11 protein-coding genes are annotated in these 14,142 nt (G+C 70.6%); 9 read left to right on the top strand and 2 right to left on the bottom strand.

Annotated features, from left to right (window positions below):
• The first annotated feature begins 265 nt into the window (after window positions 1-265).
• The 9 genes from J2847_RS09475 (at window position 266) to J2847_RS09435 (ending at window position 11,445) form a co-directional block, all read left to right on the top strand.
• The gene (locus tag J2847_RS09475; protein ID WP_209778750.1) at window positions 266-1,132 is read left to right on the top strand and encodes a DUF1194 domain-containing protein; all 867 of its coding nucleotides are present in this window, start codon (window positions 266-268) and stop codon (window positions 1,130-1,132) included.
• Window positions 1,129-1,572 (top strand): hypothetical protein, encoded by a 444-nt coding sequence (locus J2847_RS09470; RefSeq protein ID WP_209778749.1) that lies wholly within the window; start codon window positions 1,129-1,131, stop codon window positions 1,570-1,572. The genes J2847_RS09475 and J2847_RS09470 overlap by 4 nt, the downstream gene beginning before the upstream one ends.
• A gap of 161 nt (window positions 1,573-1,733) precedes the next feature.
• Window positions 1,734-3,137 (top strand): efflux RND transporter periplasmic adaptor subunit, encoded by a 1,404-nt coding sequence (locus J2847_RS09465; RefSeq protein WP_209778748.1) that lies wholly within the window; start codon window positions 1,734-1,736, stop codon window positions 3,135-3,137.
• Window positions 3,134-6,268 (top strand): multidrug efflux RND transporter permease subunit, encoded by a 3,135-nt coding sequence (locus tag J2847_RS09460; RefSeq protein ID WP_209778747.1) that lies wholly within the window; start codon window positions 3,134-3,136, stop codon window positions 6,266-6,268. The genes J2847_RS09465 and J2847_RS09460 overlap by 4 nt, the downstream gene beginning before the upstream one ends.
• 6 nt (window positions 6,269-6,274) lie before the next feature.
• Complete coding sequence (locus J2847_RS09455; protein WP_209778746.1) at window positions 6,275-9,364, top strand: efflux RND transporter permease subunit; 3,090 nt, start codon at window positions 6,275-6,277, stop codon at window positions 9,362-9,364.
• 108 nt (window positions 9,365-9,472) lie between these two features.
• Window positions 9,473-10,033: an RNA polymerase sigma factor gene (locus J2847_RS09450; protein WP_209778745.1), complete on the top strand. Its 561-nt coding sequence runs from the start codon at window positions 9,473-9,475 to the stop codon at window positions 10,031-10,033.
• Window positions 10,033-10,464 carry a hypothetical protein gene (locus tag J2847_RS09445; RefSeq protein WP_209778744.1) on the top strand — a complete coding sequence of 144 codons (432 nt, stop codon included), beginning with the start codon at window positions 10,033-10,035 and terminating at the stop codon, window positions 10,462-10,464. Before J2847_RS09450 ends, J2847_RS09445 begins: the two co-directional genes overlap by 1 nt.
• Complete coding sequence (locus J2847_RS09440) at window positions 10,461-10,916, top strand: periplasmic heavy metal sensor (RefSeq protein ID WP_209778743.1); 456 nt, start codon at window positions 10,461-10,463, stop codon at window positions 10,914-10,916. Before J2847_RS09445 ends, J2847_RS09440 begins: the two co-directional genes overlap by 4 nt.
• A gap of 274 nt (window positions 10,917-11,190) precedes the next feature.
• Window positions 11,191-11,445 (top strand): hypothetical protein, encoded by a 255-nt coding sequence (locus J2847_RS09435; RefSeq protein WP_085552546.1) that lies wholly within the window; start codon window positions 11,191-11,193, stop codon window positions 11,443-11,445.
• 15 nt (window positions 11,446-11,460) lie between these two features.
• On the opposite strand, the gene qhpR is transcribed toward J2847_RS09435, so the two are convergent.
• Window positions 11,461-12,456: an AraC-like transcriptional regulator QhpR gene (qhpR, locus tag J2847_RS09430; RefSeq protein WP_325169355.1), complete on the bottom strand. Its 996-nt coding sequence runs from the start codon at window positions 12,454-12,456 to the stop codon at window positions 11,461-11,463.
• Window positions 12,457-12,733: 277 nt separating this feature from the next.
• Complete coding sequence (eat, locus tag J2847_RS09425) at window positions 12,734-14,134, bottom strand: ethanolamine permease (RefSeq protein ID WP_209778741.1); 1,401 nt, start codon at window positions 14,132-14,134, stop codon at window positions 12,734-12,736.
• Window positions 14,135-14,142 lie beyond the last annotated feature (8 nt).

Raw genomic sequence — 14,142 nt, 5'->3', positions numbered from 1 at the left:
GGGTGGGACGGGCGCCCAGGGGAGCACGAACCTTCCGCCTCCACAAGCGGCGACGGGGAAGCGCAGCCATGCCGGCGATTTGGGCCGGCGATTCGGGCCGGCAACCCGGTCGGGGCTCCGTCCGGCGTACCGCCTCCGGTCGCCCGCGCCCGGCGAGGGGGGCGCAAACAGCCAGGCGCGATTCCGCGTGGTGGACAGCGGCGGCGGCGCTGTCCATGTCATTCCCTTGCCCGTGTCGGAAAGGACAACGCAAAGGGGGTGCGCGATGCCTGTGTGCCGTCGTTCGTGCCGTCGCTTCACCCTGGCCGCCGCCCTGGCGCTGGCCTCGCCCCTGTCCCAGCCGGCCATGGCCCCACCGGCCTTCGCCGACGAGCCGGTCGACCTGGAGCTGGTCCTGGCCATCGACGTGTCGGGCAGCGTCGACCCGGAGGAGGCGAGGCTCCAGCGCGACGGCTACGTCCAGGCCTTCCTGAACGACAAGATCCAGCGGGCGATCCGGGGCGGTCCCTTCGGCCGCATCGCCGTCACCTACATGGAATGGGCCGGCGACAACTACCAGCGCACCGTCATTGACTGGACCGTGCTGAGCGACCCCCGCAGCGTGCGCGGCTTCGCGCTGGCGGTGGGCGAGGCGCCGATCACCTCGCAGCAATGGACCTCGATCAGCGGCGCCATCGACTACGCCGTGCCGCTGTTCGAGGCCAACGGGGTGGAGGGCACGCGCCGAGTCATCGACATATCGGGCGACGGCGAGAACAACCGCGGCCGTCCGGTGGAGACGGCGCGCGACGAGGCGGTGGCGCGCGGCATCACCATCAACGGGCTGCCGATCCTCAACGACCGGCCCAACCCGTGGGGCGGTTCGCCCTCCAACAACCTCGACGGCTATTACCGCGACCACGTCATCGGCGGTCCCGGCGCCTTCCTGGTGCCGGCGAACGACTTCGACGCCTTCGCCGACGCCATCCTCAGCAAGCTGCTGCTGGAAGTGTCGGGCATGGTGCCGGAGCGCGACTGGGCGCTGTCCGAGCGGTTGCGGCGGGAAATGGAAAAACTGGCGGCGGATCCGGGACAGGACGGGGAGGATCGGCTAGCCTCGCCGCAAACCACGGCCGACGGACACGCCACATGACCGGAACCCCGCTGTCGCACCTGCTGAAACTCGGCCCCGACCGCGTCGTCGCCAGCGCGGCGGTGGCGCGCAACGGCGGGGAGGAGGGCGGCGCGCTGATCCTATTCGTGCGCGACCGGCAGCCGCCGCTGCCCCTGCTGTTCATCAGCGGCGTCGTCGAATCGCTGGGCGACGCGCTGCGCGCCTTCGCCCGGGCCGGCGGGCGGGCGCCGGAGGATCCGGCGCTGGCGCTGCGCTTCTCGCTGAAGCGGCCGAGGATCGAGGAGAGCCATTGGGCGGTCCGCCACGACGATTCCCGCGTCGTCGACACCATCCGGGCGCTGGCGGCGACCAACGCCCTGGCCCTGGAGCTGGTGATGCAGGACCGCGGCGTTTGCCACCTCGCCCTGCCCGCCGGGGTGACGCGCCTGCTGGCGGACGAGCTGCGCGCCACCCTCTGAGATCGCCGGAGCCCGCCGGAAGGGACCGGCGGACCCGCCCCGAAGAATCAGCCCCGAAAAATATCCCGCCTTCGCGCGACGAATTCGCCCCGGCCGCCCGTACCAAGGAACGCCAAGGAAACGCGGCCGGACAAACAGGTCGAGCGAGCGTCGGGACTGTCATGAAGATTCGTTGGAAGCCGGTCGTCACCGGCGTGGTTCTCGTCGGGCTGGCCGGTGGCGTCGGTTACGCGGTCGAGCAGAAGCTGACGGCGCCGGCCAGGACCGCCGGGGTTCCCGGCGGCCCGCCCGGCATGCCCGCTCCTCCCGGCATGGCTCCGGGCGGCGGCCGCAGCCCGGTGGTCGCCGTGCAGGCCGGCACGGTGGCGCGCGAGGACGTGCCCATCTGGTTCGACGGCATCGGCACCGTGCAGGCCTTCAACAGCGTCACCGTGCGCGCCCGCGTCGACGGCGAGCTGCAACGGCTCGACCTGCGCGAGGGGCAGATGGTCAAGGCCGGCGACGTGCTGGCGGTCATCGACTCGCGCCCGCTCCAGGCCCAGCTCGCCCAGGCCCAGGCCAAGAAGGCGCAGGACGAGGCGCAGCTCGCCAACACCCGGCGCGACCTGGAGCGCAACATGAACCTGAAGGAGTTCGCCTCCAAGCAGACGGTGGACACCCAGCGCGCCCTGGTCGCCCAATGGGAGGCGCAGATCCGCGCCGACGAGGCGGCGATCGAGGCGGTGCGGGTGCAGCTCAACTACACCACCGTCACCGCGCCGATCAGCGGGCGGATCGGCCTGCGCAACATCGACAACGGCAACGTCGTGCGGGCGAGCGACCAGAACGGCATCGTCACCATCACCCAGATCCAGCCGATCGCCGTCGTCTTCACCCTGCCGGAGAAGCAACTCCCCGCCATCCTCGACGCCCAGGCCAGGGGCGAGGTGCCGGTCCAGGCGCTCGACCGCGAGGGCAGGGCGCAGCTCGGCGCCGGGGCGCTCCAGGTCATCGACAACCTGATCGACAGCGGCACCGGCACCATCCGCCTGAAGGCGACCCTGCCCAACGAGCCGCAGCGCCTGTGGCCCGGCCAGTTCGTCAACGTCCGGCTGCTCTCCACGGTGCGCCGGGGAGCCACGACGGTGCCCGCCACGGTGGTGCAGCGCGGCCCCCAGGGGACCTTCGCCTACATCGTCAAGGACGACCAGACCGTCGAGCAGCGCCCGATCAAGGTCGGCCACATCGAGGAGAACAGGGCCATCGTCGAATCCGGGCTGACCCCCGGCGAGCGGGTCGTGGTGGACGGCCAGTACCGGCTCCAGCCCGGCTCGCGCGTCCGCATCGTCGATCCGGCCGCCGCCCAGCCCATGGCGGGAGCACCCAGCGCCGCCGCTCCCGCCGGGGCGCCGCCCGCCATGGCCGGCCAGTCGGGAGGCGAGGCCCCGGTCGCCCGCGAGGAACGCCACCGGGAACGCGGCCCCCGCGATCCGAACAACCCGGACGCCCCGCGCCGCCGGCCGCCCTCGGCGGATGGCAGCCCGGACGGCGCCGGTCCCGCCCGCAGCCCGCGTGAGCCCTCATGAACATCTCCGCCCCCTTCATCCTGCGGCCGGTCGCCACCGGGCTGCTGATGGCGGCGGTGGTGCTGCTGGGGCTGCTCGGCTACAGCGCGCTGCCGATCTCGTCGCTGCCGACGGTCGATTTCCCGACCGTGCGCGTCACCACCCAGTTGCCGGGTGCCGCACCCGACGTCATCGCCTCCTCGGTCACGGCGCCGCTGGAACGCCAGCTCGGGCAGATCGCCGGCATCTCCTCGATGATCTCGACCAGCTCCTTCGGGCTGTCGAGCATCACCCTGCAATTCAACCTGTCGCGCGACATCGACGCCGCCTCGCAGGACGTGCAGTCGGCGATCAGCGCGGCGGCCGGCAGCCTGCCCAAGGGGCTGCCCAACCCGCCGATCTACGACAAGGTCAACCCGGCCGACACGCCGATCATGGTGCTGGCGCTCAGCTCCGACTCCCTGCGGCTGGAGACGGTCAGCGACGCCGCCGACACGCTGCTGGCGCAGAAGCTCAGCCAGCTCGACGGCGTCGGCTATGTCGGCATCGAGGGCGGCCTGCGCCCGGCGGTGCGCGTGCAGGTCAACCCGGCGGCGGTCGCCGGGCTGGGGCTGACGCTGGAGGACGTGCGGACCACCATCACCCAGGCCAACGTCAACGCCCCCAAGGGCAGCTTCGACGGGCCGCGCCAGTCCTGGTCGATCGGCGTCAACGACCAGATCGAGAACGCCGCCGCCTACCGCCCGATCATCGTCACCTACAAGAACGGCGGCCCGGTGCGGCTGTCCGACATCGGCGCCGTCGTCGATTCGGTGGAGAACACCCGGCTGGCGGCCTGGCACGACGGCAAGCCGGCGGTGCTGCTGAACGTCCAGCGCCAGCCCGGCGCCAACATCATCGACACGGTGGACCGCATCCGCGCCCTGCTGCCGTCGATCCAGGAGTCGCTGCCGCCGCAGATCGCCATGGCGGTGCTGACCGACCGGACGGAGACGATCCGCGCCTCGGTGCTGGACGTGCAGAAGACGCTGGTGCTCACCGCCGGGCTGGTGGTGATGGTGATCTTCCTGTTCCTGCGCAAGGCGTGGGCGACGGTGATCCCGGCGGCGGTGCTGCCGCTGTCGCTGATCGGCACCTTCGGCGTCATGGCGCTGTGCGGCTTCAGCCTCGACAATTTGTCGCTGATGGCGCTGACCATCGCGTCGGGCTTCGTGGTGGACGACGCCATCGTCATGATCGAGAACATCGTCCGCCACATCGAGAAGGGCGAGACGCCGATGCGGGCGGCGCTGAAGGGCGCCCGCCAGATCGGCTTCACCGTGGTGTCGCTGACCCTGTCGCTGATCGCCGTCTTCATCCCGCTGCTGTTCATGAGCGGCGTGGTCGGCCGGCTGTTCCGCGAGTTCGCCGTCACGCTCTCCATCGCGGTGCTGGTGTCGATGGTGATCTCGCTGACGCTGACGCCGATGATGTGCGCCCGCCTGCTGAAGCCGGAGGGCGACGAGCGGCCGAACATCTTCTTCCGCTGGAGCGAGCGCGGCTTCGACGCGCTGCTCAATGGCTACGCGGTCACTCTGCGGTTCGTGCTGCGCCACCAGTTCGCGACGCTGCTCTTCACCCTGGCGACGCTGGCGGCGACGCTGTGGCTCTACAACGCGGTGCCCAAGGGCTTCCTGCCGCAGCAGGACACCGGCGTCATCGTCGGCGTCACCGACGCCGCCCCCTCCATCTCGGTCAAGGCGATGGCCGAGCGCCAGCGCGAGGTCGCCGAGATCGTGCGGCGCGACCCCGACGTCACCGGGGTGGCGAGCTTCGTCGGCACCGGCACGGTCAACGCCACCACCAACACCGGCAGCCTGACCATCGCGCTCAAGCCGCGCGACGAGCGGACCTCCTCGGCGGAGGAGATCATCGCCCGGCTGCGCGCCGCCACGGCGGAGCTGAAGGGCATCTCGCTGTTCATGCAGTCGGTGCAGGACGTGCAGATCGACAGCCGCGTCAGCCGAACCCAGTACCAGTACGTGTTGCAGGACGCCGACCCGAAGGAGCTGGAGACCTGGACCCCGCGCCTGCTGGAGGCGCTGCGCGCCCGGCCCGAGCTGACCGACGTGGCGACCGACCAGCAGCCCTACGGCCTCCAGGTCTATCTCACCATCGACCGCGACGCCGCCTCGCGCCTGCATGTGCTGCCGCAGGCGATCGACGACACGCTGTACGACGCCTTCGGCCAGCGGCAGGTCTCGACCATCTACACCCAGACCAACCAGTACCGCGTCATCCTGGAGGTCGAGCCGTCCTTCCAGATGGATCCGGCCTCGCTGTCGAAGATCTACGTGAAGTCGAGCGGCGGCGCCAACGGGAGCGGCGTCGTGCCGCTGAGCGCGCTGGTCACGGTGGAGCGCACCACCGCCCCGCTGGTCATCACCCACCAGGGGCAGTTCCCCTCCGTCACCCTGTCCTTCAACGTCGCCCACGGCGTGGCGCTGGGCGACGCGGTGCGGGCGATCCAGGAGGCGCGCGCCGGCATCGGCATGCCCGACACCGCCACCGCCCGCTTCGCCGGCACGGCCGCCGAGTTCAATTCCTCGCTGGAAACCCAGCCCTGGCTGATCCTGGCGGCGGTGGTCGCGGTCTACATCGTGCTGGGCATCCTCTACGAGAGCACGATCCACCCGATCACCATCCTGTCGACCCTGCCGTCGGCCGGCGTCGGCGCCATCCTGGCGCTGATGGCGACCGGGCACGACCTGTCGCTGATCGCGCTGGTCGGCATCGTGCTGCTGATCGGCATCGTCAAGAAGAACGCCATCATGATGATCGACTTCGCGCTGGAGGCCGAGCGCCACCAGGGCATGGCGCCGGAGCGCTCGATCTACGAGGCGTCGCTGCTGCGCTTCCGCCCAATCATGATGACGACGATGGCGGCGCTGCTCGGCGCCCTGCCGCTGGCGCTGGAGACCGGCACCGGGTCGGAGCTGCGCCAGCCGATGGGCATCGCCATCGTCGGCGGGCTGCTGGTGTCCCAGGTGCTGACGCTCTACACGACGCCGGTGGTCTATCTGTACATGGACCGGCTCGGCCGGCTGCTGCGCCCGCGCCGCGGGAGGGGCGCGGACGCACCGGCGCGCGGCGAGCCGGCGGCGGCGGAGTAGGCGGCCATGTCGCTTTCCACCCCCTTCATCCACCGTCCGGTCGGCACCTCGCTGCTGATGGTGGGGCTGATGCTGCTGGGCGTGGTCGCCTACCGCTTCCTGCCCGTCGCCCCGCTGCCGCAGGTGGAGTTCCCGACCATCGTCGTCTCCGCCTCGCTGCCCGGCGCCAGCCCGGAGACGATGGCCGCCTCGGTCGCCACGCCGCTGGAGCGCCGCCTGTCGCGCATCGCCGGCATCACCGAGATGACGTCGAACAGCAAGCTGGGCAGCACCGCCGTCGTCGTGCAGTTCGAACTGGACCGCGACGTCGAGGCGGCCTCGCGCGATGTCCAGGCCGCCATCAACGCGGCCGGCGGCGACCTGCCGGCCGATCTGCCGAGCCCGCCGCGCATGCGGCGGATGAACCCCAACGACGCGCCGGTGATGACGCTGGCGATGACCTCCGCCACCCTGCCGCCGGGGGAGGTCTTCTCGCTCGCCGAGACCATCATCGGCCAGCGGCTGAGCCAGATCGAGGGCGTCTCCCAGGTCTCGATCAACGGGGCGGAGAAGACCGCCGTCCGCGTCCGCGCCAACAGCGCCGCCGCCGCGTCGATGGGCGTCAGCCTGGAGATGATCCGCGGCACGATCGCGCAGGCCAACGCCAACGGCCCCAAGGGCAGCTTCGACGGCGCGCACGAGAGCTGGGCGATCGGTGCCAGCGACCAGCTGTTCGGCGCCGACGCCTACCGCCGGCTGATCGTCGCCGAGAAGAACGGCGCCACCATCCGGCTCGGCGACGTCGCCGAGGTGGTCGAGGCGCCGGAGAACAGCCGCACCGCCGCCTGGTACGACGGGCAGCGCGCCGTCCTCATCAACATCCAGAAGCAGACCGGCTCCAACGTGGTGGAGACGGTCGACCGCATCCGCGCCGAACTGCCGGTGCTGGAGGGCTGGATGCCGCCCGGCGTCAAGATCTCGGTGCGCAGCGACCGCACGCCGATGATCCGCGCCTCCATCGCCGACGTCCAGAAGACGCTGGCGATCACGGTGGCGCTGGTGGTGATGGTGATGGCGCTGTTCCTGCGCCGGCTGTGGGCCACAATCATCCCGACCGCCGCCGTGCCGCTGTCGCTGGCCGGCACCTGCGCGGTGATGTGGGCGGCCGGCTACAGCCTGGACAATTTCTCGCTGATGGCGCTGACCATCTCGGTCGGCTTCGTGGTCGACGACGCCATCGTCGTCATCGAGAACATCGTCCGCCACATCGAGACGGGCGAGACGCCGTTGCGGGCGGCGCTGAAGGGCGCCCGTCAGGTCGCCTTCACCGTGGTGTCGATCAGCCTGTCGCTGGTCGCGGTCTTCATCCCCATCCTGTTCATGGGCGGCATCCAGGGCCGGCTGTTCCGCGAGTTCGCGGTGGTCCTGTCGGTCGCCATCGCCGTGTCGGCCTTCGTCTCGCTGACGCTGACGCCGATGATGTGCGCCCATCTGCTGACCCCGGAGGCCGAGCGCCGGCCGCCCGGCCGCGTCGCCCGCGCGCTGGGCTGGATCGGCGACCGGCTGTTCGGGCTCTACGCCGACGGGCTCGACTGGGTGCTGGAGCACCGGCGCTTCATGCTGGTCACGACCTTCGCGATCATCGGCGTCAGCGTCTGGCTCTACGGGCAGGTGCCGAAGGGGCTGATCCCGCAGCAGGACACCGGCATGCTGAACGGCTTCAGCGATCCGCCGCCCGACATCTCCTTCCAGGCGATGCTGGCGCGCCAGCGGGCGTTGCAGGAGGCCATCGACGGCGACCCGGCGGTGGAGAGCGTCGGCGCCTCGATCGGCGGCGGCGGGCCGGGCGGCACCTATTCCGGCCAGATCTTCATCGCGCTGAAGCCGCGCGGCGAGCGCGAGGATCTGGCGACCGTCACCCAGCGGCTGCGCATGCGCGCCGCCCGCGTGCCGGGGGTGCAGCTCTATCTCAGCCCGGTGCAGGACATCCGGGTCGGCGGCTTCCAGGGGCGCAGCCAGTACCGCTATTCGCTCCAGGACACCGACATCGGCGCGCTCAACACATGGGCGCCCAGGCTGGTGGACAAGCTGCGCACCCTGCCGGAGCTGGTCGACGTCGCCAACGACCGCCAGAACGGCGGCATCCAGGCGAACATCCAGGTGGACCGCGACGCCGCCTCAAGGCTCGGGGTGTCGATCAGCGCGCTGGAGGCGACGCTCTACGACGCCTTCGGGCAGCGGCAGGTCTCGACCATGTACCTGATGCAGAACCAGCACAAGGTGGTGCTGGAGGTCGATCCCAGGGACGCGCTCGGTCCCGACGCGCTGAAGAGGATGTATGTTCCGGGCCGCGCCGGGCTGGTGCCGCTGGCGGCGGTGGCCAGCGTGACCATCGGCAACCAGGCGTCGAGCATCCAGCACCAGAGCGGCTTCCCGGTCGCCAACCTGACCTTCGACCTCGCGCCGGGAGTCTCGCTGAGCCAGGCGACCCAGGTGATCGCGCGGGCGGCCGAGGACATCGGCATGCCGGCCAGCATCCGCGCCGGCTTCCAGGGCGACGCCCGCGCCTTCCAGCAGTCGCAGTCGAGCCAGCCGCTGCTGATCCTGGCGGCGCTGCTGACCATCTACGTCGTGCTCGGCGTGCTGTACGAGAGCCTGATCCACCCGCTGACGATCCTGTCCACCCTGCCGTCGGCGGGGCTGGGGGCGCTGCTGGCGCTGATCCTGACCGGCCACGACCTGTCGATCGTCGCGCTGATCGGCATCGTGCTGCTGATCGGCATCGTCAAGAAGAACGCCATCATGATGATCGACTTCGCGCTGGAGGCCGAGCGGACGCGCGGCCTGACGCCGCTGGAGGCGATCCGCGAGGCCGGTCTGGTGCGCTTCCGCCCGATCATGATGACGACGATGGCGGCGCTGCTCGGCGCGGTGCCGCTGGCCTTCGACTACGGCACGGGGGGCGAGCTGCGCCGGCCGCTCGGCGTCGCCATCATCGGCGGGCTTCTGGTCAGCCAGATGCTGACGCTCTACACGACGCCGGTGGTCTATCTGACGCTGGAGAGGCTGGCGCTGCGCCGCAAGCGCGGGCGCCGGTCGCTGGCCCCGGCGGAATAACGGAGGGAGCCTGTGACGGACGGGTGCATTTCCAGGCCGCTTGACGTAGGTCTTCGCCATGCCCTGCTGCACGCCCTGCATCACGCCATGGCGCCGGACCGGACGGCGATGAACGACCGCCCCGACGAGACCGGCAGCGACGATTCGCTGATGGCGCGCGTGGCCGGCGGCGACGCCGGGGCCTTCGAGCGGCTGGCGGCGCGCCACATGCGGCGCGCGGTGGCGCTGGCGCAGCGGATGACCGGCAACCCGTCCGACGCCGACGAGATCGCGCAGGAGGCGTTCCTGCGCGTCTGGCAGCACGCCGCCCGCTGGGACGGCGCCCGCGCCGCCTTCACGACCTGGCTCTACCGGATCGTCGTCAACCTCGCCATCGACCGAGGCCGCCGGCCGGCCTGGGCGCCGTTGGAGGACGCCGGCGAACTGGCCGACGCCGCCCCCGACGCGGTGGCGCGGATCGCCGAGCGCCAGACCGCCGACCTCGTCAACCGCGCGCTCGACGGGCTGCCCGACCGCCAGCGCGCCGCCGTGGTGCTGTTCCACCAGGAGGGGCTGAGCCTGCGGCAGGCCGCCGAGATCCTGGGGCTGTCCGAGACCGCCTTCGCGTCGCTGCTGGCGCGGGCGCGGGGTGCGTTGAAGACGGCGCTCGCCGCCGGGAGGGTGTCCTGATGACCGAGAGCCAGTTCCTCCAGCACCTCGCCGATCTCGGCGCCGACCCCGCTCGCTGGCCGCCGGAGCTGCGCGCCGACGCCGAACGGGCGCTCGCCGCCTCCCCCGCCCTCAGGGAGGCGGTGCGCGAGGCCGAGGCGTTCGACCGGCTGCTCGGCGGTCCGGTTCCGGCGGTGGATGAGGCGCGCGTCGCCCGCCTGCTGTCGGCCGTCGGCGCGGCGGCGCGTTCCGTCCCGCAGGATACGCTCATGATGCTGCTGCTCGGCCGCATGCCACGGCGGACGGCGGCGTCGCTGTGCGTGGCGCTGCTGGCGCTGGGCTGGCTCGCCGGCAGCCTCGCCACCCCCGGCGGTACGACTCCCACCGCCACGCGCGACGTCGCCCTGCTGAGCGACGACGTGCCCACCCTGTTCGACGGAGACGCGCGATGACCGGCGCCATCCTCACCCGCCTGCGGCCGCGTCTGGGCTTGCGCGCGCTGACGCTGCTGTCGCTCGGCCTCAACCTGTTCCTGGCGGCGGCGCTGGTCGCGACGTGGCGCCATCCGCCCCCGCCGCCCTACCAGCCGATGCCCGACCGTTTCGTCGAGCGCATGGTCCCCGACCTGTCGGCCGAGGACGCCGCCCGCCTGCGCGCCGCCTTCGAGCCGCAGCGCGCCCGCTACGCCGCCCTGACCGACGAGTACCGCAAGGCCGGCCACACGGTCCGCACCATCCTGGAGGCCGAGCGCTTCGATCCCCAGGCCCTGCGCGCCGCCACCGAGGCCGCCCGCGCCAAGCGCCGGCAGATCGCCGAGCTGACCGAGGAGACCATCCTGGCCCTGCTGCCCGACCTGTCCCCGGCCGGGCGCATGCGGCTGATCGGTTCGGGCCGCGGCTTCTGAGGGAACTTTCCCGGACTGCCTAATTTTTGAGCAAACCCACTCATCCACAGGCGGGACACGCCGCCCGAAAGGGTGGGGATGATTCTGTTCGGGGATTGCGCACACATCTATCCACAGATTCTGTGGAGAAGAAAACCGGCCGAAATCTTATCCACACAAATTCACATTCTATCATCCCCAGGAAAGATCGATTCCCGGTCCCGCGATCCTTGTATCCACAGCCGTTCTGAAATATCCAGGAAGGACGGATCGACAAGGACCGAGGGTATTCATCATGCTTGGAGATGCGTTTCATCCAAGAAAGGCGACGATTTCGCTGCGCGTCGACCACCGCGTCAAAGCAGCGGCCAAGAATTACGCGCGCCAGCGGCAAACACCGCTGTCCGACGTCATGCGCGATCTGCTGGCGCGCTACGTCGCCGAATGCGCGACCGAGAACGCCACGGCGGCCCCGGACCTGCTGAAGGACCGCCCGCCCCAGTATGTGGATTTCGCCCGCCTCCAGAGGATCCTGCCGGACGCGGAGTGACGCCGGTCCGTTCCCTCAGCCCGCCCGCATTCCCAGCGGCGAGACGCCGAACCAGCGGCGGAAGGCACGGCTGAAGGCGCTGACCTCCGAATAGCCGAGCAGGACGCCGATGTCGGCGACCGGCACATGGCGCTGGCGGATGTAGAGCGCGGCCAGATCCCGCCGCACCCGTTCGACGAGGTCGGAGAAGCTCAGCCCCTCGTCGGCCAGCCGGCGTTGCAGGGTCCAGCGGGCGATCCCCAGCGCGTCGGCGATGTCCTCGACATAGGGATAGCCCTCCGGCAGGCGGGCGCGCACCTCCGCCTTCACGCGGTCGAGCAGGGCCGGCGTGCCGGTGTCCCCGGCGATGCCGACCAGCGTGCCGCACAGCGCGGTCAGCCGCGCCATGTCGCCCCCCGGCATGCGGCGGTCGAGGTTGCGGTCGCGCAGCACCAGCGCGTTGGTGCGCTGGCCGAAATGGGCCGGCGCGTCGAACAGCGCCTCGTGCTGGCGCCAGCCCTCGGGCCGGGGATGCTCGAACAGCACCTCCTCCGGCATCCAGGACGGGCCGAGGCACGCGCGCACCACGTTGGCGAACATGCCCATGGTCAGCTCCGCGTCCTGCCGCCGCTCGACGATGCGGCCGTCGAGGATGCGGTATTCCAGCCGCAGGAACGCCCCGTCGCGGACGAAGCGGGTCTCCGTCGCCTGCTGGTGGAAGGGGAACAGCCGGGCCAGATGGTCGAGCGCCGAGCCGAGAGTCGGCGCCGCCAGCGCGATGCGGCCGATCAGCCCCAGCATCTCCGGCTGGAACTGGCGCCCGAACAGCAGCCCGAAATTGTCGTTGCCGGTGTCGCGCGCCGCGACCTCCATCATCGCCACATAGGCGCCGAGGTCGAGCGCCAGCGTCGGCTGGCCGAGCGCCTTCTCCTCGACGCCGGCGCGGTGGAAGACGTCGTCGGGATGGCCGCCTTGTCCGGCGATGAAATCGGCGACTCCCGACGCGGCGGCGGCCAGGATGTTGCGCTGCACAGGCGTTGTGCCGGAGCCTGGATAATGACCGGGAGTCTGCCTGGAAATCGATCCGCGCGGCGTCATGGGACAGCCTTTCGAAGCCGGTTTGCCGCAACGCAGCAAACACCGTGCCGAACCCGCGCGGTCAGCATGGCCGGAAAGGCAAGCGGCGACAATGATACGATGGGCGGATGTTTCGCCTTTAAAGAGAAAGGGCCGCCATCGGTGAACGACGGCGGCCCGGCGCATCGCCTCTCCCGCCCCGGGAGAGGGCTTTACAAAGCGATCACACGGATCAATCCGTCATGCTGCGCGCTTCCGCGTGCGCGAGGTTCAGCAGCGGGTCGCCATCCTCCCGCAGATCGGCGGTGAAGCGGTAGAACAGGTAGCCGACCGCGAACAGCCCGACGAACAGGCCGAAGACCAGGGTGTTGAAGTAGATCATCGTCGCCAGCGCCAGCACCGCCAGCCCCAGCGAGATCGCCGGAAACACCGGGTAGAAGGGCGCGCGGTACGGACGCTCCAGCCCCGGCTCGCTTTTCCGCAGGCGGAACAGCGCCGCCATACTCATGATGTACATGACGATGGCGCCGAACACCGACATGGTGACGATGTTGGCGGTCAGCGGCTGCCCGCCGATCTCGACCAGCCCGTCGGAGAAGATGGCGGCGATGCCGACCACGCCGCCGGCCAGGATCGCCCAGTGCGGCGTCTTGCGGGTCGGATGGACGGTGGCGAAGACCGGCGGCAGGAAGCCGGCGCGGGCCAGCGCGAAGATCTGGCGGGAATAGCCCATGATGATGCCGTGGAAGGAGGCGATCAGCCCGAACAGCCCGATCCACACCAGCATGTGCAGCCAGCCGCTGTTCTCGCCGACCACCGCCTTCATCGCCTGCGGCAGCGGGTCGTTGATGTTGGAGAGCTGGGTCCAGTCGCCGACTCCGCCGGCGAAGATCATGGTGCCGAAGGCCAGCACCACCAGAGTCAGGATCCCGCAGATGTAGGCGCGCGGCACGGTGCGCTTGGGATCGCGGGTCTCCTCCGCCGCCATCGCCGCCCCCTCGATCGCCAGGAAGAACCAGATGGCGAAGGGGATCGCGGCGAAGACGCCGCCGAGCGCGCCGAGCGAGAAGCCGTCCTCCCCCGCCCAGCCCTTGGCCGCGAAGTTGGCCCAGGAGAAGCCCGGCGAGACGACGCCCATGAAGACGACCAGCTCGATGATCGCCAGCACCGTGACGAACAGCTCGAAGGTCGCGGCGATGGAGACGCCGGCGACGTTCAGCCCCATGAAGATGATGTAGGCGCCGACCGCCGCCATCTTCGGGTCGAGCCCCGGAAACTGCACGTTCAGATAGGCGCCGATGGCCAGCGCGATGGCCGGCGGGGCGAAGACGAACTCGATCAGCGTCGCGAAGCCGGCGACGAAGCCGCCGGTCGGCCCGAAGGCGCGGTAGCTGTAGGCGAAGGGCCCGCCGGCGTGCGGAATCGCCGTGGTCAGTTCGGTGAAGCTGAAGATGAAGGTGGTGTACATCGCCGCGATCAGGATGGTCGTGACGAGGAACCCCAGCGTCCCCGCCGCCGCCCAGCCGTAGCTCCAGCCGAAATACTCGCCGGAGATGACCAGACCGACCGCGATCCCCCACAGATGCAGCCCGGTCAGGCTCTTGCTCAGTTCAGGCTTCGTGCTCCCAGACATGAAAATAC

Origin of the sequence: Azospirillum agricola (genome assembly GCF_017876095.1) — a bacterium.
In the GTDB taxonomy this organism is placed as follows: domain Bacteria; phylum Pseudomonadota; class Alphaproteobacteria; order Azospirillales; family Azospirillaceae; genus Azospirillum; species Azospirillum agricola.
The sequence above is the reverse complement of the archived record's forward strand: the minus strand, read 5'-3'. Positions and strand labels throughout refer to the sequence as shown.